The organism is Candidatus Pelagibacter sp. Uisw_130 (assembly GCF_047722505.1).
Lineage (GTDB): Bacteria > Pseudomonadota > Alphaproteobacteria > Pelagibacterales > Pelagibacteraceae > Pelagibacter.
Map to the genome: position 1 here is coordinate 830,179 of NZ_CP159814.1, position 22,530 is coordinate 852,708.

A 22,530-nucleotide genomic window follows, 5' to 3' on the forward strand; every position below is an offset into this window, starting at 1 on the left:
TTTTTAAAGAAATGTACCCGGCAACAAATAAGGTCGCCGGGTAAAAATTTAACTTATCTTAAAGTCCTAACCAACCATCAACTTTAGATTTATTATTTTTCATCCATGTTCTAGCAACATCAGCTGGTTGTTTTTTCTCAACTGAAATTGCATATGCCATAGCTGAAACATCATCTCCTGTTAATTGAAAGTTCTTAAAAAACTCAACAATAGCTGGAGATTTACTCTCTAAAGAAGTACCCCAACCAATTTGAATTTTTTTAAGTGCATCTTTTGAAGCAACATAAGATTTTTTGTACCAGTCAGCATCTTCTTTAGGTTGTACCATTTTGTATTTAGCTGGATCATGTTTTGGCTCTTCCAACATAACTACATCTGCCATTCCCCAAATTGCGTGTGGTTTATAACAATAGAATGCATAACCTTCACCTTTTTTAATTGAGTCAAGTACTCTTGCATTTTTAACTGCTTCTGCTGCTCTTATCGCTTCAATACCAGCATCATATAAACCGTAGTCTCTTAATTTAACTTGGTTCGCATTTGCTGATGCCCAACCATCTGCTCCAATCCAAAATTCACCTTTACCATTACCATCACTATCCATTGCTTTAACAACTTCTGGTCTAGCTAAGTCTTCGATTGCAGTAATATTAAATTTTTTCGCAAACTGTTGAGAAACACAATAACCTTGGTCTCCATCATATGGGTTGCTACTTAATTTTAAAGTTCCTTTAGGAACTAAATCATTTGTATAAGCTTGTTGGTTTGGTAACCAGATATCAGGGTGAACTTCGATTTCACCTTTACTTCTATCAATTGCACCATAGATCGCAGTATTATTTCCTGGAACTAATTCTGCTTCTCCACCCATTTTGTCTATAACAACTGCTGCTAATAAGTTAGCAATAGCTGTTGCACCTGTCCAACCTGGATCTCCTATTTTAACTTTCTCAGCGAATGTTGAAAAAGTAGCAAATAAAGAAATTAAACCAGCTACAAGTGTAGTTTTTATTATTTTCATTATATTCCTCTCGATTAATTTAAAAACGAAGCATAACTTATAACTTTTGAACAAGTCAAAGAAAATTAGCTACTTATTATGATTGCTATGATTGAATTTTAAGAGTGACTAATCCAGATAGTTTTAGTTTGAAGGTATTGATCTAGTGCTTCTGTACCTTGATCTCTACTCAATGAACCAGATTGTCTATATCCACCAAAAGGTGTTTTAATATCACCTTCAGAAAAAGTATTAACTGAAACAGTTCCACATGGAAGGCTTTTAGCCATATGAAAAGCTCTATCAATATCTTGAGTGAAAACACTTGCATGCAATCCATACTTTGAATTACTTGCAATTTTTAATGCCTCTTCATCACTATTAATTGTAAGAACACCAAGTACTGGTCCAAAAATTTCTTCTTGGGCAATTGTCATGTTTTCTTTTAAATCATCAAATAGAGTTGGTTTTGCAAAAAATCCTTTTTGATCACCACTTGATACGCCACCAAATAATAGTTTAGCTCCTTCATCAATTCCTTTTTGAATATAACCATCAACTGTTGCTAAATGTTTTTTAGAAATCATTGATCCCATATTACTTTCTGGATCTAATGGATCTCCAGCTTTAAGTGCTTTTACTTTTTTTGAAACTTTATCTAAAAATTCATCTTTAACTTTGCTGTGAATTATTTGTCTCATATTTGCTGAACAGTTTTGTCCACCATTCCAAAAAGCAGAATTAATTGCATTATCAATTAAATCATCTGTAATCTTTGCATCTTCTAAAACTATAAACGGACTTTTTCCACCCATCTCTAAACCAATTGTTTTTAAATTACTTTCTCCAGAATATTTCATGAATAGTCCACCTACTTCTGTTGAGCCTGTAAATGAAACCGCATCAACATCATCATGTCTACCAAGTGCTTCACCAACATCTCCAAAGCCAGGCAGTACATTTAAAACTCCATCTGGAATACCTGCTTCTTTTGCAATTTGTGCAACTCTAATTGCAGTTAAAGGTGTGTCTTCTGCTGGTTTAATTATAACTGAACATCCAGCAGCTAATGCTGGTGCCATTTTCCAAACTGACATCATTAAAGGAAAATTCCAAGGAACAACTCCTGCAACAACACCTATTGGTTCTTTAACAATTAAACTAGTTAGTGATGGTTCTGTTGGTCCAACTTTACCAAATACTTTATCTATTAATTCTCCATACCACTGAAAATGCATTGGGGCATCATTTGCAACTTCATTAATGCAGTCTCCAATTAATTTTCCTGTATCTACACATTCAAGAACAGAATTTTCTTCTCCAGTTTGTCTTAGTAGTTCCGCAAATTTCAGTAACACATCTTTTCTAAATTCTGGAGATGTTCTAGACCAAACACCACTATTAAAAGCTTTTCTTGATACTTTTACAGCATGGTCTACGTCTTTATGATTACATTTTGCAACAGAACAAAGATTTTCACCCGTTGCAGGATTTATATTTTCAAACTTTTCACCATCAATAGCATCAACGTACTTACCATCAATAAAAGCTCTACCCTCAAACTTAATCTTGCTTGCTATAGATTTATAATCAGAAGCCATTAATCTGCATTTGCAGTTAATGTTTTAATCTCTAAAATATTTTCATTAGGGTCTTTTACAAAGAAAGTTTCTTGCTCATACTTGGTACCTTTAAACCTTAAATAAGGCTCATCGTAATATTTGGCACCATTATCTTTTAATCTCTGTTTAAGAGCATTAAAATCTTTTCTAGATAAATGAACACCGAAATGTGGAACAGAAACATTGCCCATATCGACATCATGTCTTTCACTATCCATTTTATGTTCACTTGCATGAAGAGTTAATTCATTTCCCCAAAAGTCTACATCTGCCCACTCTTGTGCTGAATTATCCAATCTACAGCCTAACGTCTCGCTGTAAAATTTTTTTGCTACTTCAAGATCTCCACATGGTACTGCTAGATGGAAGCAATTTGTGTTTTTGTACATAAGTTTCTCCTCTTTAAATTCGTTATACAATGACTATATAGTCCAATATAATATTTTAATCAATAAAAGCTAAATTCATGAATGACTTTTTACAATCTATAATAGATAGAGATCCTGCGGCAAAATCTAAGTTAAGTTTAATTTTAACTTATCCAGGTGTTAAAGCAGTTTTTTTTCATAGAATTGCTAATTTTTTTCACCTTGCTAAGTTTCATTTAGTAGCAAGAATAATTTCACAACTATCAAGATTTTTAACTGGAATTGAAATTCACCCAGGTGCTAAGATTGGAAAAAATTTATTTATTGATCATGGTATGGGTGTTGTAATTGGAGAGACCTCTGAAATTGGAAATAATGTAACTATTTATCATATGGCAACATTAGGTGGGATTGCACCAAGCATTAATTCAAATGATCAAAGACAAGTTAAGAGGCACCCAACATTAAGTGATTGTGTTGTAGTTGGTTCTGGTGCTCAAATATTGGGACCAGTGATGATAGGTGCTAATGCTAAAGTTGGAGCTAATGCAGTTGTTACTAAAAATGTTCCTGAAAATGCAGTAATGGTTGGAATACCAGCAAAAAATGTTGGAACAGCAACTGAAGAATTTAAACCTTATGCTGTAGAAGAGGTGGATAAAGATACTTCAAGCTAATGAAAAATATTCAAGACAGTTTTATTTCAGGAATAGGTAATACTCCACTTATTAAACTAAGAGCTGCATCAGAAATTACTGGGTGTAATATTTACGGTAAAGCTGAATTCATGAACCCTGGTGGTTCTGTTAAAGATAGAGCAGCACTTACATTAATTAGAGATGCTGAAGAAAAAAAATTAATCTCTAAAGGCGGAACAATAGTTGAAGGTACAGCTGGTAATACTGGTATAGGCTTATGTCTACTTGGTAATTCACTTGGTTATAAAACAATAATTGTAATGAATGACAATCAAACCCAAGAAAAAAAAGATCTTCTTAGAAATATTGGTGCTGATTTAAGATTAGTTCCGGCAAAACCATATAAAGATGATGCAAATTTTGTAAAAGTTGCAGCAAAACTTGCTGATGAATTAAGACCATCAAATAACAATGGAGTAGTTTGGGCCAATCAGTTTGACAATGTTGCAAATGCTAAGGGTCATTATGAAACAACAGGTAAAGAAATTTGGGAACAAACTGAAGGTAAAGTTGATGGCTTTGTATGTTCATCAGGAACAGGTGGAACAATTTCTGGGGTAAGTAACGCTCTTAAAGAAAAGAATAAGGATATTAAAATATTTCTATCTGATCCAAAAGGCTCTGCTCTTTATAATTATATAAAAAATGGTGAATTAAAATCTGAAGGTGGATCAATTACTGAAGGAATTGGATCAAGTAGAATTACAAAAAATTTTGAAAATGCTAAAATTGATGATGCCTACTCTATAGATGACCATGAAGCTCTTCCTATACTTTATGATTTAATTGAAAATGAAGGTTTAAGCCTTGGTACTAGCTGTGGAATTAATATTGCTGGCGCTATTAGAATGGGTAAAGAATTAGGTCCTGGAAAAACCATCGTTACAATACTTTGTGATAAAAGTGAAAAGTACGCTACTAAAATGTTTAATAAGAAATTTCTAGAAGAAAAAGGTTTACCCTTCCCTAATTGGCTTTAAATATAAATCTTATCGGCTAATCCATAACAAAGAACGGCACTAATAATTGTGAAAATTAATGGTGCAATAATAGCTTCATTTGAATCATTCATAACACCCGTCTTATCGATCTTAATTGAGTAAGTATTAACTATAAAGATACAAAAATTTTGAACAAAAACTAAATTGAAAAATGCCCACGTTGCTTCGACACCATTTGGTCTTACAAACATAATATATAATGCCATCAAGAAAGAACCTAGAAATATTGCACCTGTCATCCGCATAACAGTTGCAGCTGTCTTATCTATTTGAAATTTTTCTCTAAATTTTTGGTTTCCAATAATCATTTGATACGCATAAATACCTATACCTAAAAAGTGTATTACAAATAATATTAAATAAAAAACTCCATTAAATTTTTCAATCATAAATAAATAATAACTATATTAGTCTTTAAAAATACTTAAATAACTAGTTGGGTCATTTTGCACATGCAAAGTGACAATGTTGGTTATATCAAAAACTTATTATTTTCCTATTATTTGGTTAATTAATGAAACAAAGGAAAATATGAAAAAAATAGTAATAACATTATTCTTAGTACTTTTTACAAGTTCAGTTTATGCCGGTTCTTGTCCAATGATGGCAAAAAGTATAGATGATAAAATTGCAGAAGCACAAATGCTAAGAGATCAAGGTATGGCAGCACATGATGCTGGTGATCATGCAAAATCAGAAGAGTTATTAGCTAAAGCTATGGAGCTTTTTAAAAGTTAACAAATAATTTTATATATTTAGCGGGATTTCATTTAAAGTAGTTAAATGAATCTCGCTACTTCGTGCGTGTCCTTAATATTAACTGTTATTTTAGGGGGTACATCAAATAGTTTTTCTAAAATTGCACTACTTTTTTAAATCAATTACAATAAACGTAGTTACGAAATTAATAAATAATACAAAAGTTAAAAATATGACTGGTCAAAGGCGTTGGTTAAAAATATGGGCTAGAACAGTTGGAATGCCAATTGGTATTAATGATGAAGATAAGCCTGAGTTTTTACCTATTAAACAAACAGATGTGAAGAAAGCATTAGCTTTTAGAACATTCTGGGTTCTGCTTCATGTTCTAACTTGTCTCTTAATTATTGCTGGTAATGGCAGAGTAATGGGTTGGTGGTAATTAAAAAGATTAATAAAACCACTATTTGTCACGGTAATGCTTCATGTATATTTTGACTACATGGATTGTAAGATAAATCTCCTTAATTAATAGAGTTGGGATTTGTTTAAGTGTCCCAACTTTAAATAATAAATAAATAGGGTTTTATGTATTTAGCAATAAGTAGACTTCAAGTTATGTCTGGCAAAGAAAATGAATTTGAAACAGCTTGGAAAAATCGTGAACAAGAGAGTCATGGTGTGAAAGGCTTTAAGAAATTCAACTTATTCAAAGGTGAGGTAAATAAAGAATTCTCTCTTTATATTTTTCATAGTGAATGGAATACCGAGAGTGACTTTGTTAACTGGACAAAATCTGACTCATTTCAATTAGCTCATAAAAATCCTACACTACAAGGAAATTTATATCTTGGGCCCCCCAATTTTGATGGATATGTAGGATTGCCTGATTTTGAAGGTTTTAAAGTAGTTATATAATTTTAAAAAGATTTCATTTAAGATAATTAAATGAACATGACAACTTCATATTTATTTCTGATTTTAGCTGTTTTTTTAGGAGTCACTTCAAATAGTTTTGCAAAAAGTGCTGAAGGCTTTACCCTTCTCTTTCCAAGTATTATCACAGGAATTACAATCGTTTTATGTATGTATGCACTTTCAATGGTAATGAAAAATATCCCAATGGGGATAACTTATGCATCATTTGCTGGATTAACAATTATTTCAACTGTGATTGTTGGTGTAATTAGATTTAATCAAATGCCAAATCTTTATTCAATGATTGGTTTGGGTTTAATTATAATAGGTGTACTAATGGTTAACTTGTTAGGAAATAATTAATTATGCTTTCAAAAAAATATTCTCAAACTTTATTTATGATTTTTATGTCATTTGGAATGAGCGTTATAATGAGTGGTGTAGTTACTGCGGTGAACACTGGCATTGGTGATGGTTTTTAAAGAGATATTTTAACTCTTGGTTATTTGCTTTTCCAGTTGCATTGCTTGCAGCCTTTACTTTAGCTCCAATTATAAGACCTCTAGTTAATAAAATTGCCTCAAAAGATTAGTTATAAAAGAATTGTAAAAATTTTACGGAAAAAAATATTGTAAGAAGAGTTTTTTAAATTATCGAAACTTTATTATTTATCAAAATTTAATTCAATAAATATATTTAACATAAAGTAAAATAAATGTTTTGAATGCAATACTCAGAAATGATATTGTATAAATATATATAAAGGAGGTCGATTATGAGTTTATCACCACCTGACACATAACTGGTGTGATTAAATAATCAAAGACTAATTAAGATCGAAAAAATATAAAGTCCATTATTATGGATTTTGGCGTATACCGCTAACTTACAGGGGAACTCTTTTGGGCTTTCCGAAAGGGTGAACCCCTTAAAAGATAAATTAAAAAATAGATGGCAAAACGTGAGTACCATCATCATCTAAAGTAATATCAAATTCATCAACAATGTTAGAAATTTCTAATGGTGAGTATAGATGTGGAAACATAGTTCCATCTGAAGCTTGTTCCCAAACTAAATGATCTAGCTTTAACGTATCTACCTTTAATAAAATTAAATCTTTTTGGTTTTGGTAAAATTTTTTAAGAGTTCCAGCAACTTGATCGTCACCAGAAAAGTGAATGTAACCATCTTCTAAATCTTTTTTAGAGCCAGTTAATTGACCTTTTTTCTTAATCTCTTGCCATTCAGATTTGGTGCTTATTTTATAAACAAATTTGAAATTCATTTAAAATTTATATTATTCAGTGGGGATATTGACAATAAGAAACTTCCCTCTTTCGAGGGAAGCTAATATTAACTATCTAATAGAGAGAGAAGATAATGTTAATTTTTGAATTCTGTTTGGCCTCCTTATAGACAGCAAATTTCAATATTAAAATGACATATTGTCACTACAGCAATGCAAAGATTGAATACCTTGTTTTATTTGTTCACTTAATGAACATTTTACCAGGATGAATTTGGTTGAGCTAGAAACTCTATTTCCTCAGGAGTAGATTTTCTATCTAACACTAAGTTTCGATGAGGATATCTATGAAATTTCTTAATTGCTAATGTGTGATCTTTCCATGATTTTTTTATAGAGAATAAATCTGGATGATCTTTTAAGTATTTATCGAGTAAATAGTAGGCCATATCATGGTCTGTGACCTCCTCACTATGAATGAGTGGTAGTATCATAAACAATCTTTGATCTTGATCCATTTCATCTAAAAATCCAGCATAAACAGAGTCGTTAACTATCAACCTTGCTTTATGATCTTGGTTAAAAGCTTTTGGTTCATCTCTAAATATATTTCTTGAAAATTGATCAAATAAAATAACTAGAGCTAAAGAACCAAGGGGGCTATCTTGCCAATCATCATACTCATTTAAGCCTGCTAACTCATAATCTTTTAAAAAATTCTTTTTTATAAGCGCATCAAAATCTTTATGTTTTTGAAATCTTTTTTTTGGTGGAGTTTCTTTAAACCAAAAATCTAATATCTTTTTAGCTATTGTATGCATTTATTTTGAAACTGGTTTTAAAAGTTTAAGCATTTTATTATGAATAGATTGATTAGCTGAAACTAAAATACTTCCAGCATTAACTGCATCTCTATTATCCCAAGTTGTAACGATACCTCCTGCAGCTTTTATAATTGGCATCAGTGGGTGGATATCCCAAATTTTATTAGTTGCTTGAAAGACAACATCAATTTTTCCCTCACATAAATGAGAATAACTTAATGCGTCTGCAGTTGGAAATTGCATTAATTTTAAAACTTTTGGGATTGTCATTTGTTGTTTAAGAGAGATCGCCCCATGAAATGCTCCTGATACTTTTATCTGACTAAATGGTATATTTTTTGAAACAGAAATTTTTCTTTTTTTACCCTTTTCAAAAACAAAAGAGTTTTTATTATCAAAATTTAAATAGTATTTATTTAGTATTGGAAAGTTTGCTAATCCTACAACAGGGTTGCCTTTAAAATTTAAAGATATTAAATTACTCCACGTTGGATTGCCTATTACAAATGATCTTGTTCCATCAATTGGATCTATAACCCATGAATAATCACTAGTTGATTTTTTGTGACCAAATTCTTCACCTATAACTTGATGACTTGGAAATTTTTGTTTAATTTTTAATCTAATAAATTTTTCAAAAGCTTTGTCAGATGTTGTAACAGGATCATAGCCTTTACCTTTAAGTTTATTAGATACCTTAAAAGCTTTATTAAGTTTTGAATAATAAAATTTATTTAAGTCTTTTGCTAAAGTATTTAAAAAATTAGAATATATCTTGTGCTCTTTGACACTTAACAAACTCATTAAATTATATTCTCAATTTGATTTTCTGCTTCTTTAATTGATTTTTCATAATCTATGGCCAATTGATCAGCAGCAATAATATCTATTTTTTTTATACCAAAAAAATTTAAAACATGAGTTAGCCAAGGTGTTAAAAAATCATCTTTACTATTAATCTTTGTGCCGCCAGATGTGATTATGAGATAAACTTGTTTGTCTTCAAGCAAGCCTACCCTGCTTCCATCCTCATTATATTTAAAAGTTTCTTTAACTCTTGCGGCTAAATCCGCCCAGGCTTTTAACGTTGCTGGCGGACCAAAATTATAAATTGGTACAGATATTATAATTGTGTCACTTTCTTTTAATTCCATAACTAGTTTGTCTGACATTTCAAACATTTTCTTATGCTGTTCTGTTTGCTCACCTTCAGGAATTTTCATTCCAGACTCTGTTAAATTGGAAATAAAGATCATTTCATCATTAAGATCTCGATAAACAACCTCATCTTCTGGTTTTTTTATTTTATCTAATAATTTTTTTGCTAAAGCTCTAGAAGTAGAACCTTCTTTTCTAGCACTGGTATCAATTTGATAAATTTTCATAAGTATAGATTGTTATTAACCTATTAACCGAAGTTTTGCAAAAAGGGTAAAAAGTTTAAAATATAGTAGCCAAGAACTTGTAATTGATTTGTTAAAATTAAAATTCCTGTAATTAAAAGTATTATACCACCACCTTTTGTGACTAAATTAATATTTCTTTTGAAGTTTTTTGAAAATAATAAAAATTTTTGCATCAAATAACCTGATAAAATAAAAGGTATCGCTAACCCAAGAGAGTAAAAACTTAAAAGTAAAATTGCTTTGTAAATAGTTTCTTCTGTAGAGGCTAAAGCAAGTATCGACCCTAAAATAGGCCCAATACACGGTGTCCATCCAAAGCCAAATGCCATTCCCACAATAAATACAAAGAATATATTATTTGATTTTTTTGTATAAAATTTCTTTTCAACATTAAGAAATTTAATATTTAAAACACCGATTAATTGAAGAGAAAATATGATTATTATAACTCCTGCAATTGATCTTAAAATTTGAGAATTTTGTAAAAGAATTTGACCCAAAAAAGAGGCAGTTGCGCCAAAGATGATGAATACAAAAGAAAAACCTAATGAAAAAACTATCAACGGCAATAAATCAATTTTCTTTTTTTCTAAGATTTCATTTAATGTGTTGCCACTAATAAAGGAAACGTAACCAGGTATTAACGGTAAGACACATGGTGATAAAAAACTGATAAGACCTGCGCCAAAAGCTATAAATAATTCAATCATATAAAGTTACTCTGCAACTACTTTTATATTTTGACTTCCAAGACTATCAACTGCTAGCTCCATATTATCACCATCTTTTAAAAAAACAGGAGGATTCATTCCAAGACCAACTCCAGGAGGGGTGCCGGTAGTAACTATATCGCCAGGCATTAACGTTATGAAACTTGTAATATGAGCTACCAAAAAGTTAAAATTAAAAATCATTTGCTTAGTGTTACCTGTTTGATGTCTATTACCATTAACATCCAGTGTTAAGTTCAAATTATTAACATCTTTAATTTCATCTTTAGTTACTAAATAGGGTCCTATAGGTCCAAATGTATCACCAGATTTACCCTTGACCCACTGGCCACCTTTTTCTTTTTGCCATTCACGCTCACTGATATCGTTACAAATACAATATCCGAAAATGTAATCTTGTGCGTCTTTTTCTAAAACTCTTTTTGCTTTTTTTCCAATGACAAACGCTATCTCCACTTCATGATCTAATTTTTTTGAAGTCTTGGGTATAATTACATTGTCATTTGGTCCAACTATAGAATGAACTGACTTATTAAATAGAACTGGGTTCTCAGGTGTTTTTGCACCTGTCTCTTTTGCATGTTCAGCGTAATTTAAACCAATTGCAAAAAAATTTCCTGGCTTAGAAATACAAGACCCTATTCTTTCATTTTGATTTATCTCTTCCAAACTCTCTAAATCTATTTCTTTAATTTTATCTAGAGTTTCAAAATTAATACTTTCAGGATTTAAATCTTTAATAACTGATGATAAATTTCTATATTTTCCATCTTTATCTAATGCTGCAGGAATTTCTTGTCCTACTTTTCCAATTCTTAAAAATTTCATTTTTTATTTATCTTTTCAATTGCATTATATAAAGAGCTATGATCAGTATTACCATGTCCATCAGCTACTAGCTCTTTATACATTTCTTTAATTAAACTAGAAATAGGCAAATGAGTTTCAACAGCTTTTCCAGCATTAACAATATTGGTCATATCTTTTAACTGTGTTGTGGTTTTTCCTTTCGGTGTAAAATCTTTACTAATCATTCTTTTTCCATGCGTTTGTAGTATTTTGCTATCAGCCCAACCCCCTGATAAAGCTTCAATCATTTTATTCGGGTTAGTTCCAGATTTTTCACATAAAGTGATAGCCTCCGCTACAGCTCCAATGGTTACGCCCACAATAATTTGATTAGCTAGTTTAGATATTTGGCCAGACGATACAGGACCTACTAATGTTGGGTTGCCCATTTTTTTTAGCAGTTCATAGCAATTTTTAAACGTTTCTTCATCACCGCCAATCATTATTGCTAATGTTGCTTCTTCAGCTCCTATAGTTCCCCCTGAAACTGGAGCATCTAAATAATTTATTTTTTTTTCTTTTAATTTTTTTGAATATTTTATGGTCAAAACTGGATTAACCGAGCTCATATCGATAACTGTAGCTCCTTCTTTTATATTAGAAATAAATTCATTACTGCTCATCACTTTTTCAACAGCATTATCATCCGTAAGCATAGTAATAATTATATCTGAATTTGTGACAACGTCTTTAATGGATACTGAAATTTCAGCACCAAATTCTTTTAGTTTATCTGCCTTATCTTGAGATCTATTGTAGGCTTTTAAATTGTACCCTGATTTAAGAAGGTTTTTTGCCATGGGATACCCCATGAGTCCGATTCCAATAAACCCAATATTTTTCATTTTTAATTTTTGAAGTAATTTAACCTTTTATTCCAAGATGCGTGTATTTAACATTTAGATAATCTTTAATTGCATTAGAGCCACCTTCTCTACCATAGCCCGTTTGTTTTATTCCACCAAATGGAGCCTCTGCAACTGCTACGACACCAGTGTTCACGCAGGCAATGCCTGCTTCCATTAATTCAGATGCCCTATGAGCCTTGTCCATTGAATTGGTACAAATATAACTACAAAGACCTAAATCATTATTATTTGCTCTTTCAATAACCTCATCAAAAGATTTAAATGACAACATTGGAACTAATGGCCCAAATGGTTCTTGTTTCATAATCGTAAAGTCATCTTTTACATCATCAAAAACAGTTGGTTCATAATAAAAACCTTTATTAAATCCTGCGGGTCTCTTGCCTCCCAATAAAACTTTAGCTCCTTCTTGTTTCGTTTTTTCAACTAGCTCTTCAACTTCGTTTAATCTTTTTTGTGTTGTTAGTGGTCCTAATTGTGTATCTGGATCCATACCATTACCGATCTTAAGTTTTTTAGTTTTTTCAATAAACAAACCAACAAACTCATCTTTTTTACTTTCTTGAATATAAAATCTATTAGGTGAAATACAAACTTGACCATTATTTCTAAATTTAGCAGCAATAGCTATGTCCGTTGCTTTATTTAAATCAGCGTCATCAAATACAATGAAAGGGGAATGACCACTTAACTCCATTGTTACTCTTTGTAATTTATCTGCAGCTTGTTTTAAAATTATTTTACCAACTCTAGTTGAGCCTGTAACTGAGATTTTTTTAATAATATCAGATGAAATTAATTGTGATGCAATTGCAGGCGGATCACCCGACAAAAGATTAACTACACCAGCAGGTATTCCACATTCCCTACAAATATCGACTAACTCCATAACCACACCTGGTGTAATTGTGTCTGGCTTAATAATTACTGAACAGCCTGCAGCTAATGCTGTAGAAATTTTTCTAGCAGCTAAGACAAGTGGAAAATTCCAAGGTGACAAAGCAGCCACCACTCCAACTGGTTGATAATAAACATGCACTCTCGTATCTTCAAATCTACTTTCTATAATTTGTCCATAAATTCTTTTTGTTTCTTCAGCATTCCATTCAAAAATATCTGCAGCACCGTTTGTTTCTCCAATACCTTCAGCTAAAGGTTTTCCATTTTCTAAAGTCATCCATCTAGCGAGTACATCTTTTTTTTCTCTTACCTTGTCAGCAATTTTTCTAAGTGTATAAGCTCTTTGCCATGGTGGAGTTTTTCTCCAAATAGTTAATCCCTTCTCTGCAGATTTTAATGCTCTATCCACATCAGCAGGTGTTGCTTTTGATGCGTAGCCTAAAACTTCTTCTGTTGCAGGATTAATAACTTCATAAGTTTCCTTGTTAGAAGAGGGTGACCAATTGCCATCGATAAATTGTCCAAATTTTTCGTACATAATTTTGCTAAACCTTGAGTTGATTCAAAAGATAATTATTCAATTTTTTATCAAATATGTTTTAATCTTACAAATCAATAAAGGAGAAAATTATGAAAAAATATATTGTCATGGGCAATTATACAGCAAAGGCCTTCCAAGGTTTTATGAAGGACCCTAAGCAAGATAGATCAACTGCAGTAAAAGCATTAACTGAAGCAGTAGGAGGGAAATTTGAATCTTTTTATATTACGAGAGGTCCTTATGATTTCGTTGCTGTCACTTCAGGAGATATGCCTTATGAAAATTTTGCAGGCATAAAATTAGCTGTGGAAGCAAGCGGAACAGTAGAAAATATGGTTATTCTTGAAGAGATGAATATAAATAAAGCCGCTGAGATTGCCGCTAAAGCTATGGCTGGCTACAAACCTGCTGGTTAATTATTTATGTTAACTTCCAGTGTAAAAAGCTGGAAGTTAGCTAGTTTCAAATAAAGTTGGAAACATTTTTCCAGATAAATCATCACCATTTTTATAACCATTATCTTCCATAATAGCTCTTTCTTCTCTAGCCCAATTTCCTCTGTAAATAATTTTAGAGTTTTCTTTTGCCATTCTAAGTGTGTATCTATGGATATCTTTTTTGGGGGTAACAGTATTTAATCCTCCATGTAGTGTTCTAATGTCAAAATAAATACAGTCACCAACTTCCAGATCCCATTGTAAAAATTCATAATCATCTTTATTTTCTAATATGTTGGGAGTTAATTCATATTTTTTTCCATTAACAGCTCCAACCTTGCCATCAACTTCATGGCCATCATTAAATCTTGTTCTTAAAAATAGCTTACCCCATAAATGTGAACCTTTAATCCAAGCAATACCATCTTCTTTTTTAACTGACTCAAGTGGTATCCACAATACACACATAGATCCTTCAAAATCGAAATATGATATATCATGATGAAAAGGTGGTGATGACTTTGATCCTGCTTCCCTGAAAAACCAATTATCCATCACCAAGTTAATCTTTTGTGCTTCTAAAAGTTCTGCTGCAATTTTTGAAGTTGGTGAGTTAAATACAAAATCTTTGAATTCTTCATGTAAATTCCAGGTCCAAAAATCCTCATAATATCCTGGTAATTTTTGATCTTTTGTATGATTTACAAATCTTGGACTAGGACTTTCTTTACCTTTTTTAATTCCTTTTTTTAATTTTTCAATCCATGCGTTATCAAATTTGCCTTTAATCAAGACTGCACCATCTTTTTTAAATAGATCTATTTCTGCCTTAGTAATAATTTTGCTCATATATTGTTATTATAATATAATGTAATAAAAATAAGATGAAAACATTAAGTGATACATTTGGAAGAAAATTCCCCTACATAAGGTTATCAATTACAGATGTATGTAATTACAGTTGTACCTATTGTTTGCCTCAAGGTTATAAAAAAACTCCTGGAGACACGAGAAGCTTTATGTCTGCAGAAGAAATATCCAGATTAACAAAAGCATTATCTGAATTAGGTGTCTGTAAAATTAGATTAACTGGTGGAGAGCCAACAGTTAGAAAAGACTTTTTTGATATCCTTAAAGATATGAAGCAAAATTCAAATATTCCCAAAGTAACAATGACGACTAACGGTTATCGTTTGGACAAAATTGCAGAACAGTTATGTGAAGCTGGTTTAGATGGAATAAATATTAGTATTGATAGTTTAAATAGAGAAACTTTTAAAAAACTAACAGGTCATGATAGGCTTGATGAAATTTTAGAAGGCATAAGGACTTTGCAAAAATTAAATTTCAAAAATATAAAAATTAATGCTGTTTTACTTAAGGGTATCAATGATACTCATAATGATTTTAAAAAATTTGGACATTTCATAAAAGACAACAATATTGATTTTAGATTTATAGAATTGATGCAAACAGGTGATAATTTAGATTATTTTAAAAAAAATCATGTTTCTTCTAAAATATTCAAAGATTTTTTAGAAAAAAATAACTGGATCCCTCAAACTTATGGGAAAGATGCAGGCCCTTCATTAAATTTTATACATTCAGAATTTAAGGGGAAATTTGGATTAATTGCACCCTACTCTAAGGATTTTTGTCAAACATGTAACAGATTAAGAATTACCTCAAGAGGTGATTTAAGATTATGTTTGTTTGGTAATACTGGAATTAGTATTAGACATTTATTGCAAGACGATACTCAAAAAGATGAACTTGTGGATCTTATCATAAAACAATTGCATCTTAAAAAAGAGTCACATTATTTAGAACTTGGAGATACCGGAATTACTCCAAATCTATCAAGTACTGGGGGATAAATGGAAAGCTTAAAAGTTATTAACAAAGAAAAATTAAAAGATTGGGCTAAAGAAATTTTTAAAAAAAATACATTTAACATGATTGATGTTTCATCAAAAAAAGAAACATTTAGAAGGGCATTAGCTTCTGGTAAAATTTATGTAGGGAAAGAAGTTTTTAACCTAATTAAAAATAAAGGAATGCCCAAAGGTGACCCAATCACTTTAGCTGAAGTATCAGCAGTCTTAGGTGTTAAAAAAACAAGTGAATTAATTCCACTATGCCACCCACTTCCAATAGATCATATAGCAACTAAAATTGTTATGCATGATGAAGAAGCTTCGTTGGAAGTTTTTTGTGTAGTGTCAGCTGTTGCAAAAACTGGTGTAGAAATGGAAGCTATTATGGGTGTTAATACTGCACTAATAACTATTTATGATCTAAGTAAAATTGTAAACCCACATCTTAGAATTGATAATGTTAAATTACTAATTAAAGAAGGTGGTAAAAGTGGTTTATGGACTAACCCTGATGGACTACCAGAATTTTTAAAAGATATTTTTTAAATATGAAAATTAAGCTTGAGCTTTTTGGTGCAAGTAGAGATTTTAGTAGTGAAGAATTCTTAGAATTTAACATAAAACAAAAGATGGAAATTAAAGATTTAAGGAAAGAAATAATTGATTATTTAGATAAAAACTTTAAGGGTAATGAAAATTTTATTAAAATTGTAAAAAACTCTGCTTTTTGTTCAGAAGATAATAATATTATCAACGATGACTTTAAAATTATAAAAGATCAAAAAATTGGAATTATACCTCCAATAGGTGGTGGCTGATGTTACATGCAAAAATTATAGACATTAAAAAAAATAAAATAAAAACCTCTGCAGCAGAGGCATTTATAAAATCTTCCTCGTATGGTGCATCAATTATTTTTAATGGCACAGTCAGAAATATTAATGAAAATAAAGAAGTTGTTGGAATAACTTATGATAGTCATGACGAATTAGTATTAAAAAGCTTTGATGAAATTTATAAAGAAACTACTGAAAAGTTAAAAATTATGGATAAAGCAGTATTTATAGAACATGTTAAAGGTTATGTAGGACTTGGTGAAACTAGTATTATTATTGCAGTTGCATGTAAACATAGAGATGAAGCTTATGTATTATCTAGATATATTATTGAAGAAATTAAAAAAAGATCTCCTATATGGAAAAAAGAACATTATAAAAATGAACAAAGCGAGTGGTTAAAGGGTAATTCTATTAAAAATGAAAAAATATAAAAATTCAGAAATTACACCTGAGCAAATATACAATAAAAGAAGAAAGTTTATTAAATCTATTGGCTTAGGTGTGGGTTCAGTATCCTTAAGTAGTATACCATTTTTAAACAATGCTTATTCACAAAATAAAGCTGAGCTAACTTCATATAAGGATATCACGACTTATAACAACTATTATGAGTTTGGAACTGGAAAAGGTGACCCTTTCCAAAATTCACAAGAATTTGTTACTAAACCGTGGAGTGTCACTATTGAAGGTGAGGTAGATAATCCAATAACACTTTCAGCTGAAGAAATAATTTCTTTATTTCCTTCTGAAGAAAGAGTTTACAAACTTAGATGTGTTGAAGGGTGGTCTATGGTAATTCCTTGGATGGGATTTTCTCTAAGTAAATTACTTAGTAAGGTATCTATTAAAAATACTGCTAAATTTGTTGAATTTGAAAGTATTTATGACCCTATGCAAATGAAAGGTCAAAAGTATCCAGTTTTAAACTGGCCCTACAGAGAAGGTTTAAGAATTGATGAAGCTATGCATCCTATAACAACAATCGTTACTGGTCTTTATGGAAAACCTTTACCTAACCAAAATGGAGCTCCATTAAGAATTTTTGTTCCTTGGAAGTATGGTTTTAAAAGTGCTAAAGCAATTGTTAAAATAAAATTAGTTGAAAATATGCCTACATCATCTTGGATGAGATCATCCCCAAGGGAATATGGATTTTACTCAAATGTTAATCCTAACGTTTCACATCCTAGATGGTCACAAGCAACAGAACGTGTCATAGGTGAGGGCATTTTGTCTCCCAGAATTGAAACAGAAATGTTTAATGGGTATGGTGATGAAGTTGCAAATTTATACTCAGGTATGGATTTAAAGAAAAACTTTTAAATACATAAATTTTTTTTATACAATATGCAGAAATATATAAAAATACCAATTTTCTTTATATCTTTACTGCCAATATTAATTATTTTTTATCAAATTATCTTTAATCAGTTAGGTCCTGAGCCTGTAAAAGAAATTACACATGTAACTGGTAATTGGACGCTTCGTTTTATTATAATAACTCTTGCAATGACTCCTTTACAAAAATTTACTAAATTAAACTTTTGGATTAGCTATAGGAGAATGTTTGGCTTGTTTGTATTTTTTTATGCCTCAGCACATATGATGACTTATGTAGGAATAGATTATCGTTTTGACTGGTCTAGTATTGGTGATGATATTGTTAAAAAAAAATTTATATTTGTTGGATTTTTAGCTTGGCTTTTATTAGTGCCACTTGCTCTTACTTCATCTAAACGAATGATAAGGCTTTTAAGAGATAAGTGGAAAAAACTACACAAACTTATTTATATAATTTCTTTATTGGGAATTATTCACTACTTGTGGTTAGTTAAAGTAGTTACAGTTGAACCCTTAATCTATCTTATTATTATTGTAATTTTACTTACGCTAAGAGTTAAAATGAAATTTAATTAATTAATTAATTTTTTTTCAGGAACACAAATCTCTGATCTTGTTAAAAATCTTCTTCCAGTTCCATTATCAAGTGAAAACATTCCACCCATTCCTTTAATACAATCAATAATTAAATCTGTATTTTTCCATGCTTCATGTTGGGTTTCGCTTATATAAAAAGGAATACCACCAATTTTTCCAACTAAAACATCGTCATCACTTACAAGAAATTCCTTAACTGGGTAACACATTGGAGCACTACCATCACAACATCCACCGGATTGGTGAAAGAGTAATTCTTTACCATGATCTTTTTTAAGATCTTCGATTAGTTCTAACGCTAATGGTGTTGCTGAAACTTTCATAGTTATATGGCCTGTATTAAACTACAGGCCACTATAATATACCTGTTAAAAGAAGCCTAATTTTTTCTCACTGTATGACACGTGTAAGTTTTTCACCTGTCTATAATGATCAAGCATCATTTTATGTGTTTCTCTGCCAATTCCAGATTGCTTATAACCTCCAAAAGCAGCATGAGCTGGATAAGCATGGTAACAGTTAGTCCAAACTCTTCCTGCTTGGATCCCTCTTCCCATTCTATAAGCAATATTTCCATTTCTAGTCCAAACACCTGCTCCTAAACCATAAAGAGTGTCATTAGCAATTTCTAATGCATGAGCCTCATCTTTAAATTTAGTAACTGATACAACTGGACCAAAAATTTCTTCTTGGAAAACTCTCATAGAGTTATCACCTTCAAAAATAGTAGGTTGGATATAATTACCTTTTTCCAAACCACTGTTTAAGTTAGCAACTTCACCTCCACATAGAACTTTAGCACCCTCTTTCTTACCTAAATCTAAGTAAGATTTTATTTTCTCCATTTGCTCTAATGATACTTGAGCACCAATCATGGTTTCCATTTTTAAAGGGTTATCTTGGGTTACAGCTTTTGTTCTAGCAATAGCTCTTTCCATAAATTTATCATAGATAGATTCTTAAATCAAAGCTCTACTAGGGCAAGTACAAACTTCCCCCTGATTAAGAGCAAACATTGTAAAACCCTCGAGACATTTATCAAAGAATTCATCATCTTGATCCATGACATCTTCAAAGAAAACATTTGGAGATTTTCCACCTAATTCTAAAGTTATTGGAATTAAGTTTTGAGCAGCATACTGCATAATCAAACGTCCAGTTGTTGTTTCACCTGTAAAAGCAATCTTTCTAATTCTTTTAGATGAAGCTAATGGCTTACCTGCTTCAAGACCAAAACCACTTACAACATTAAGAACTCCTGGAGGTAATAGATCTCCAATTAATTCCATTAATAGTAAGATTGATGCTGGTGTTTGTTCAGCTGGTTTTAAAACTACACAGTTTCCTGCAGCAAGTGCTGGTGCAAGTTTCCATGTTGCCATTAATAACGGGAAGTTCCAAGGTATAATTTGTGCAACTACACCAAGTGGCTCAGGAATATGATAAGAATACTCACTGTTACTTATCTCTGAAACAGAACCTTCTTCTGCTCTTATGGCTCCAGCAAAATATCTCCAATGATCAACAACTAATGGTAAATCAGCTGCCATACATTCTCTGATTGGTTTTCCATTATCTAGACACTCAGCAGTAGCTAAAAGCTCAAGGTTTTTTTCAATAACATCAGCTATTTTAAGTAGAATGTTAGATCTTTCAGTTATTGATGTAATCCCCCAAGTAGGAAAAGCAGCATGTGCAGCATCCAAAGCAGCCTCAACATCTTTTGCATCTGATCTTGGAACAGAACATATAACTTCATTATTGATTGGACTTACGTTGTCAAAATATTTTCCCGATTTTGGTTCAACAAATTTTCCTCCTATAAAATTCCCATATTTTTCTTTAAATGGAAATTTAACTTTTAAGTGAGACGTATCTAGTAACGGAGATCGTCCACCTTTAACTGTTTCTGTGCTCATTTTTATCCTCTCTCTCTTATTGTTATTCTTTAGCTTATTTTTTTTTATTGGCTTACGTAACTTCTTTTTGGTCACACCCTTTTTCTTTTTAACTTTTTTAATATTTTTAGGTGATCGTTTGACCAAATTTTTCTTAATTTTTTTTTTGGCTTTACGTTTAGACTTTTTGGCTGTTTTTTTCTTTTTAGTAGCCATTTAATATTTAAACAAAATTTAATATTAAGGTCTACGTATTATATTATTAAATTTCTACTTAAGATTGAATAAAACCCTATATCTTGTGCTTAATTGAAATGTGTCTAATAATTTGTTCATGAATGAAAATATAAAAAAAGAATTACAGTCTTCCACTTTTGAGAGATTACTTAAGCATCTAGATGAACGAAAAGATGTTCAAAATATAGATATTATGAACCTAGCTGGTTTTTGTAGAAACTGTTTATCAAAATGGTATCGAGAAGAAGCAGAGAAAAAAGGTATTGAAATTTCAGATCTAGACGCACGTGAGCATGTGTATGGTATGCCTTATTCTGAGTGGAAAGAAAAATATCAAAAATAATTATTTTTCTTTAAGTCTTGGAAACAGTTCTACAAAATTACAAGGTTTATGATTTATATCTAACTGATGTTTTAAAATTCCATCCCAGGCATCTGTGACCCCACCTGAAGATCCTGGTAAAGCAAAGACATACTTACCGTTAGCTAGCACAGCACAAGCTCTAGATTGAATGGCAGATGTACCAACTGTTTTTAAACTTATCGTTCTAAACACCTCTCCAAAACCTGGAATATGTTTGTCAGCAATCTCGTTCACTGCCTCTGGTGTAATATCTCGACCCGTAAGTCCAGTGCCGCCTGTTGTAATTACAACGTCTATATCAGATTGATTAATCCAATCTTTAAGGATTTTAATAATGTCTTCTTTGTTATCTTTACAAATTTTTCTATCTGCTAATTTATGTTTAGCCTCCTCTATTTTTTTTACTAAGATCGCACCTGACTTATCATTCTCAAAAGTTCTGGTATCTGTAACTGTTAAAAGTGCTATATTTACAATCATAAATTTAAAATAATTACTGTGATTATATTATCATTTTTATTTCTTCTAACAGCAACTTTATATTCAAGTGTTGGATTTGGTGGTGGGTCTACCTATCTAGCTCTTCTATTAATTTGGGATGTTCCTTACTTAATCTTTCCTGTAATTGCTCTCTTTTGTAATATTATTGTCGTATCAGGAAATTGTGTTAACTATATTAAAGCTGGAAATATCAATCTAAGGATACTTTCTCCATTCTTAATATCATCTGTTCCACTTGCATTTATGGGGGGATTATTATCAATAGATAAAGAAGTTTTTGAAATTTTACTTTTTACTGTCTTAACATTAGCGGGAGTTCTCCTTCTTCTGAAATTTAAATCTTTTGATCAAAAAATTGAAGTTTATAAAAAGATACCAATAATATTATCATTATTAATTGGTGCATCTATTGGATTTGTGTCTGGCGTGGTTGGAATTGGTGGTGGTATTTTTTTAAGCCCTATATTGTTATTAATTAGAGTGGATAAAGTAAAAAACATTGCAACAGCCTCATCATTATTTATATTGATTAATTCTGTATCAGGACTTGCTGGTCAATTTACAAAATCATCAACGATAAATGGAATTTTTGATTATTGGCCATTATTTTTACTCGTTTTATTAGGTGGTCTATTAGGAAATTATTTAAATCTTAAAATTTTTCCTACAAGAATATTGGCTCTAGTAACATCATCACTTGTCATATTTGTCGCTATTCGTATGGGACTGAAGTTGTTTGCATAACACAAGTATTAAATTATTATAGA

Annotated in this window: 29 protein-coding genes and 3 pseudogenes; 16 read left to right on the forward strand and 16 right to left on the reverse strand. The window is 31.1% G+C overall.

The genetic code is table 11. The features are described from left to right. Window positions 1-58: 58 nt before the first annotated feature. The 3 genes from ABXT55_RS04525 to ABXT55_RS04535 form a co-directional block, all read right to left on the reverse strand. Window positions 59-1,021, reverse strand: coding sequence for a glycine betaine ABC transporter substrate-binding protein (locus ABXT55_RS04525; RefSeq protein WP_415278832.1), 963 nt, complete (start codon window positions 1,019-1,021; stop codon window positions 59-61). A gap of 98 nt (window positions 1,022-1,119) precedes the next feature. Then, the gene (locus ABXT55_RS04530; RefSeq protein ID WP_415284123.1) at window positions 1,120-2,601 is read right to left on the reverse strand and encodes an aldehyde dehydrogenase; all 1,482 of its coding nucleotides are present in this window, start codon (window positions 2,599-2,601) and stop codon (window positions 1,120-1,122) included. Beyond that, window positions 2,601-3,011, reverse strand: a complete 411-nt coding sequence (locus ABXT55_RS04535) for a VOC family protein (RefSeq protein ID WP_415284124.1) — start codon at window positions 3,009-3,011, stop codon at window positions 2,601-2,603. The genes ABXT55_RS04530 and ABXT55_RS04535 overlap by 1 nt, the downstream gene beginning before the upstream one ends. 77 nt (window positions 3,012-3,088) lie before the next feature. Here ABXT55_RS04535 and epsC point away from each other — a divergent pair, with 77 nt between their 5' ends. Both epsC and ABXT55_RS04545 read left to right on the forward strand, forming a co-directional pair. Next, window positions 3,089-3,667, forward strand: a complete 579-nt coding sequence (epsC, locus tag ABXT55_RS04540; protein WP_415284125.1) for a serine O-acetyltransferase EpsC — start codon at window positions 3,089-3,091, stop codon at window positions 3,665-3,667. Further along, entirely contained in the window at window positions 3,667-4,668 is a 1,002-nt protein-coding gene (locus tag ABXT55_RS04545) for a cysteine synthase A (protein ID WP_415284126.1), read from the forward strand. The genes epsC and ABXT55_RS04545 overlap by 1 nt, the downstream gene beginning before the upstream one ends. Here the strand turns inward: ABXT55_RS04545 and ABXT55_RS04550 are convergent. Next, complete coding sequence (locus ABXT55_RS04550; RefSeq protein ID WP_415284127.1) at window positions 4,665-5,078, reverse strand: hypothetical protein; 414 nt, start codon at window positions 5,076-5,078, stop codon at window positions 4,665-4,667. The genes ABXT55_RS04545 and ABXT55_RS04550 overlap by 4 nt on opposite strands. Before the next feature lie 142 nt (window positions 5,079-5,220). Here ABXT55_RS04550 and ABXT55_RS04555 point away from each other — a divergent pair, with 142 nt between their 5' ends. The 5 genes and pseudogenes from ABXT55_RS04555 to ABXT55_RS04575 all read left to right on the forward strand — a co-directional run bounded on the left by ABXT55_RS04555 (window position 5,221) and on the right by ABXT55_RS04575 (window position 6,898). After that, complete coding sequence (locus tag ABXT55_RS04555) at window positions 5,221-5,427, forward strand: hypothetical protein (protein ID WP_415284128.1); 207 nt, start codon at window positions 5,221-5,223, stop codon at window positions 5,425-5,427. A gap of 193 nt (window positions 5,428-5,620) precedes the next feature. After that, window positions 5,621-5,830, forward strand: coding sequence for a hypothetical protein (locus ABXT55_RS04560; protein WP_415284129.1), 210 nt, complete (start codon window positions 5,621-5,623; stop codon window positions 5,828-5,830). Between the two features lie 146 nt (window positions 5,831-5,976). After that, window positions 5,977-6,306 carry an antibiotic biosynthesis monooxygenase family protein gene (locus ABXT55_RS04565; RefSeq protein WP_415284130.1) on the forward strand — a complete coding sequence of 110 codons (330 nt, stop codon included), beginning with the start codon at window positions 5,977-5,979 and terminating at the stop codon, window positions 6,304-6,306. 30 nt (window positions 6,307-6,336) lie between these two features. Next, window positions 6,337-6,669 (forward strand): DMT family transporter, encoded by a 333-nt coding sequence (locus ABXT55_RS04570; protein ID WP_415284131.1) that lies wholly within the window; start codon window positions 6,337-6,339, stop codon window positions 6,667-6,669. 68 nt (window positions 6,670-6,737) lie between these two features. Next, window positions 6,738-6,898 (forward strand): annotated as a pseudogene (locus tag ABXT55_RS04575) (DUF2798 domain-containing protein). Between the two features lie 348 nt (window positions 6,899-7,246). Here ABXT55_RS04575 and ABXT55_RS04580 read toward each other — a convergent pair. From ABXT55_RS04580 to ABXT55_RS04615, 8 genes and pseudogenes are all read right to left on the reverse strand, one after another. Further along, window positions 7,247-7,591, reverse strand: a complete 345-nt coding sequence (locus tag ABXT55_RS04580; RefSeq protein ID WP_415284133.1) for a DUF952 domain-containing protein — start codon at window positions 7,589-7,591, stop codon at window positions 7,247-7,249. 221 nt (window positions 7,592-7,812) lie between these two features. Then, the gene (locus tag ABXT55_RS04585; RefSeq protein ID WP_415284134.1) at window positions 7,813-8,373 is read right to left on the reverse strand and encodes a DUF924 family protein; all 561 of its coding nucleotides are present in this window, start codon (window positions 8,371-8,373) and stop codon (window positions 7,813-7,815) included. After that, window positions 8,374-9,180: an inositol monophosphatase family protein gene (locus tag ABXT55_RS04590; RefSeq protein WP_415284135.1), complete on the reverse strand. Its 807-nt coding sequence runs from the start codon at window positions 9,178-9,180 to the stop codon at window positions 8,374-8,376. It abuts the gene before it with no gap. Continuing rightward, window positions 9,180-9,761, reverse strand: coding sequence for an FMN-dependent NADH-azoreductase (locus ABXT55_RS04595; RefSeq protein WP_415284136.1), 582 nt, complete (start codon window positions 9,759-9,761; stop codon window positions 9,180-9,182). Before ABXT55_RS04595 ends, ABXT55_RS04590 begins: the two co-directional genes overlap by 1 nt. A gap of 23 nt (window positions 9,762-9,784) precedes the next feature. Beyond that, the gene (locus tag ABXT55_RS04600) at window positions 9,785-10,492 is read right to left on the reverse strand and encodes a cytochrome c biogenesis CcdA family protein (protein WP_415284137.1); all 708 of its coding nucleotides are present in this window, start codon (window positions 10,490-10,492) and stop codon (window positions 9,785-9,787) included. Window positions 10,493-10,498: 6 nt separating this feature from the next. Then, window positions 10,499-11,341, reverse strand: a complete 843-nt coding sequence (locus tag ABXT55_RS04605; RefSeq protein ID WP_415284138.1) for a fumarylacetoacetate hydrolase family protein — start codon at window positions 11,339-11,341, stop codon at window positions 10,499-10,501. Then, window positions 11,338-12,213: pseudogene (locus ABXT55_RS04610) on the reverse strand (NAD(P)-dependent oxidoreductase); the annotation flags it as partial. The pseudogene ABXT55_RS04610 and the gene ABXT55_RS04605, both read right to left, overlap by 4 nt. Before the next feature lie 13 nt (window positions 12,214-12,226). Continuing rightward, on the reverse strand, window positions 12,227-13,669 hold the full coding sequence (locus ABXT55_RS04615) for an NAD-dependent succinate-semialdehyde dehydrogenase (protein WP_415284139.1): 1,443 nt from the start codon (window positions 13,667-13,669) through the stop codon (window positions 12,227-12,229). Window positions 13,670-13,779: 110 nt separating this feature from the next. Between ABXT55_RS04615 and ABXT55_RS04620 the strand changes: the two genes are divergently transcribed. Continuing rightward, window positions 13,780-14,088, forward strand: coding sequence for a GYD domain-containing protein (locus ABXT55_RS04620; protein ID WP_415284140.1), 309 nt, complete (start codon window positions 13,780-13,782; stop codon window positions 14,086-14,088). Between the two features lie 36 nt (window positions 14,089-14,124). Here ABXT55_RS04620 and ABXT55_RS04625 read toward each other — a convergent pair whose 3' ends face one another. After that, a complete protein-coding gene (locus tag ABXT55_RS04625; RefSeq protein WP_415284141.1) occupies window positions 14,125-14,958 on the reverse strand; it encodes a phytanoyl-CoA dioxygenase family protein in 834 nt (277 codons plus the stop codon). Window positions 14,959-14,993: 35 nt separating this feature from the next. Between ABXT55_RS04625 and moaA the strand changes: the two genes are divergently transcribed. Genes moaA through ABXT55_RS04655 form a run of 6 tightly spaced genes read left to right on the forward strand, consistent with a single transcriptional unit; the run spans window position 14,994 to window position 18,742 of the window. Next, window positions 14,994-15,986: a GTP 3',8-cyclase MoaA gene (moaA, locus tag ABXT55_RS04630; RefSeq protein ID WP_415284142.1), complete on the forward strand. Its 993-nt coding sequence runs from the start codon at window positions 14,994-14,996 to the stop codon at window positions 15,984-15,986. Next, entirely contained in the window at window positions 15,987-16,532 is a 546-nt protein-coding gene (moaC, locus tag ABXT55_RS04635) for a cyclic pyranopterin monophosphate synthase MoaC (RefSeq protein ID WP_415284143.1), read from the forward strand. A gap of 2 nt (window positions 16,533-16,534) precedes the next feature. Then, window positions 16,535-16,804, forward strand: coding sequence for a molybdopterin biosynthesis protein MoeD (locus tag ABXT55_RS04640; protein ID WP_415284144.1), 270 nt, complete (start codon window positions 16,535-16,537; stop codon window positions 16,802-16,804). Next, window positions 16,804-17,256: a molybdopterin synthase catalytic subunit gene (locus ABXT55_RS04645; protein WP_415284145.1), complete on the forward strand. Its 453-nt coding sequence runs from the start codon at window positions 16,804-16,806 to the stop codon at window positions 17,254-17,256. The genes ABXT55_RS04640 and ABXT55_RS04645 overlap by 1 nt, the downstream gene beginning before the upstream one ends. After that, window positions 17,243-18,148 (forward strand): protein-methionine-sulfoxide reductase catalytic subunit MsrP, encoded by a 906-nt coding sequence (gene msrP / locus ABXT55_RS04650; protein WP_415284146.1) that lies wholly within the window; start codon window positions 17,243-17,245, stop codon window positions 18,146-18,148. The genes ABXT55_RS04645 and msrP overlap by 14 nt, the downstream gene beginning before the upstream one ends. A gap of 24 nt (window positions 18,149-18,172) precedes the next feature. Beyond that, window positions 18,173-18,742 carry a sulfite oxidase heme-binding subunit YedZ gene (locus ABXT55_RS04655; RefSeq protein WP_415284147.1) on the forward strand — a complete coding sequence of 190 codons (570 nt, stop codon included), beginning with the start codon at window positions 18,173-18,175 and terminating at the stop codon, window positions 18,740-18,742. Here ABXT55_RS04655 and ABXT55_RS04660 read toward each other — a convergent pair. Together ABXT55_RS04660 and ABXT55_RS04665 are read right to left on the reverse strand one after the other, a co-directional pair. Further along, the gene (locus ABXT55_RS04660) at window positions 18,739-19,086 is read right to left on the reverse strand and encodes a DUF779 domain-containing protein (protein WP_415284148.1); all 348 of its coding nucleotides are present in this window, start codon (window positions 19,084-19,086) and stop codon (window positions 18,739-18,741) included. The two genes, ABXT55_RS04655 and ABXT55_RS04660, sit on opposite strands and share 4 nt — an antisense overlap. A gap of 45 nt (window positions 19,087-19,131) precedes the next feature. Then, a pseudogene (locus ABXT55_RS04665) lies at window positions 19,132-20,682 on the reverse strand (aldehyde dehydrogenase family protein). A gap of 313 nt (window positions 20,683-20,995) precedes the next feature. On the opposite strand from ABXT55_RS04665, the gene ABXT55_RS04670 reads away from it, so the two are divergent. Then, a complete protein-coding gene (locus ABXT55_RS04670) occupies window positions 20,996-21,241 on the forward strand; it encodes a DUF1244 domain-containing protein (protein WP_415284149.1) in 246 nt (81 codons plus the stop codon). On the opposite strand, the gene moaB is transcribed toward ABXT55_RS04670, so the two are convergent. Beyond that, the gene (gene moaB, locus ABXT55_RS04675; protein ID WP_415284150.1) at window positions 21,242-21,742 is read right to left on the reverse strand and encodes a molybdenum cofactor biosynthesis protein B; all 501 of its coding nucleotides are present in this window, start codon (window positions 21,740-21,742) and stop codon (window positions 21,242-21,244) included. An 18-nt stretch (window positions 21,743-21,760) separates the two neighbouring features. Here moaB and ABXT55_RS04680 point away from each other — a divergent pair, with 18 nt between their 5' ends. Next, the gene (locus ABXT55_RS04680) at window positions 21,761-22,507 is read left to right on the forward strand and encodes a TSUP family transporter (RefSeq protein ID WP_415284151.1); all 747 of its coding nucleotides are present in this window, start codon (window positions 21,761-21,763) and stop codon (window positions 22,505-22,507) included. The last annotated feature ends 23 nt before the right edge of the window (window positions 22,508-22,530 follow it).

Coding starts and splice junctions, on each gene's coding strand:
- msrP (WP_415284146.1), top strand. CDS start 17,243: ATGAAAAAATATAAAAATTCAGAAATTACACCTGAGCAAATATACAAT.
- epsC (WP_415284125.1), top strand. CDS start 3,089: ATGAATGACTTTTTACAATCTATAATAGATAGAGATCCTGCGGCAAAA.
- ABXT55_RS04530 (WP_415284123.1), bottom strand. CDS start 2,601: ATGGCTTCTGATTATAAATCTATAGCAAGCAAGATTAAGTTTGAGGGT.
- ABXT55_RS04580 (WP_415284133.1), bottom strand. CDS start 7,591: ATGAATTTCAAATTTGTTTATAAAATAAGCACCAAATCTGAATGGCAA.
- ABXT55_RS04625 (WP_415284141.1), bottom strand. CDS start 14,958: ATGAGCAAAATTATTACTAAGGCAGAAATAGATCTATTTAAAAAAGAT.
- moaA (WP_415284142.1), top strand. CDS start 14,994: ATGAAAACATTAAGTGATACATTTGGAAGAAAATTCCCCTACATAAGG.
- ABXT55_RS04645 (WP_415284145.1), top strand. CDS start 16,804: ATGTTACATGCAAAAATTATAGACATTAAAAAAAATAAAATAAAAACC.
- ABXT55_RS04595 (WP_415284136.1), bottom strand. CDS start 9,761: ATGAAAATTTATCAAATTGATACCAGTGCTAGAAAAGAAGGTTCTACT.
- ABXT55_RS04620 (WP_415284140.1), top strand. CDS start 13,780: ATGGGCAATTATACAGCAAAGGCCTTCCAAGGTTTTATGAAGGACCCT.
- ABXT55_RS04535 (WP_415284124.1), bottom strand. CDS start 3,011: ATGTACAAAAACACAAATTGCTTCCATCTAGCAGTACCATGTGGAGAT.
- ABXT55_RS04565 (WP_415284130.1), top strand. CDS start 5,977: ATGTATTTAGCAATAAGTAGACTTCAAGTTATGTCTGGCAAAGAAAAT.
- ABXT55_RS04545 (WP_415284126.1), top strand. CDS start 3,667: ATGAAAAATATTCAAGACAGTTTTATTTCAGGAATAGGTAATACTCCA.
- ABXT55_RS04615 (WP_415284139.1), bottom strand. CDS start 13,669: ATGTACGAAAAATTTGGACAATTTATCGATGGCAATTGGTCACCCTCT.
- moaC (WP_415284143.1), top strand. CDS start 15,987: ATGGAAAGCTTAAAAGTTATTAACAAAGAAAAATTAAAAGATTGGGCT.
- ABXT55_RS04605 (WP_415284138.1), bottom strand. CDS start 11,341: ATGAAATTTTTAAGAATTGGAAAAGTAGGACAAGAAATTCCTGCAGCA.
- ABXT55_RS04560 (WP_415284129.1), top strand. CDS start 5,621: ATGACTGGTCAAAGGCGTTGGTTAAAAATATGGGCTAGAACAGTTGGA.
- ABXT55_RS04640 (WP_415284144.1), top strand. CDS start 16,535: ATGAAAATTAAGCTTGAGCTTTTTGGTGCAAGTAGAGATTTTAGTAGT.
- ABXT55_RS04585 (WP_415284134.1), bottom strand. CDS start 8,373: ATGCATACAATAGCTAAAAAGATATTAGATTTTTGGTTTAAAGAAACT.
- ABXT55_RS04550 (WP_415284127.1), bottom strand. CDS start 5,078: ATGATTGAAAAATTTAATGGAGTTTTTTATTTAATATTATTTGTAATA.
- ABXT55_RS04590 (WP_415284135.1), bottom strand. CDS start 9,180: ATGAGTTTGTTAAGTGTCAAAGAGCACAAGATATATTCTAATTTTTTA.
- moaB (WP_415284150.1), bottom strand. CDS start 21,742: ATGATTGTAAATATAGCACTTTTAACAGTTACAGATACCAGAACTTTT.
- ABXT55_RS04670 (WP_415284149.1), top strand. CDS start 20,996: ATGAATGAAAATATAAAAAAAGAATTACAGTCTTCCACTTTTGAGAGA.
- ABXT55_RS04660 (WP_415284148.1), bottom strand. CDS start 19,086: ATGAAAGTTTCAGCAACACCATTAGCGTTAGAACTAATCGAAGATCTT.
- ABXT55_RS04655 (WP_415284147.1), top strand. CDS start 18,173: ATGCAGAAATATATAAAAATACCAATTTTCTTTATATCTTTACTGCCA.
- ABXT55_RS04600 (WP_415284137.1), bottom strand. CDS start 10,492: ATGATTGAATTATTTATAGCTTTTGGCGCAGGTCTTATCAGTTTTTTA.
- ABXT55_RS04525 (WP_415278832.1), bottom strand. CDS start 1,021: ATGAAAATAATAAAAACTACACTTGTAGCTGGTTTAATTTCTTTATTT.
- ABXT55_RS04555 (WP_415284128.1), top strand. CDS start 5,221: ATGAAAAAAATAGTAATAACATTATTCTTAGTACTTTTTACAAGTTCA.
- ABXT55_RS04570 (WP_415284131.1), top strand. CDS start 6,337: ATGAACATGACAACTTCATATTTATTTCTGATTTTAGCTGTTTTTTTA.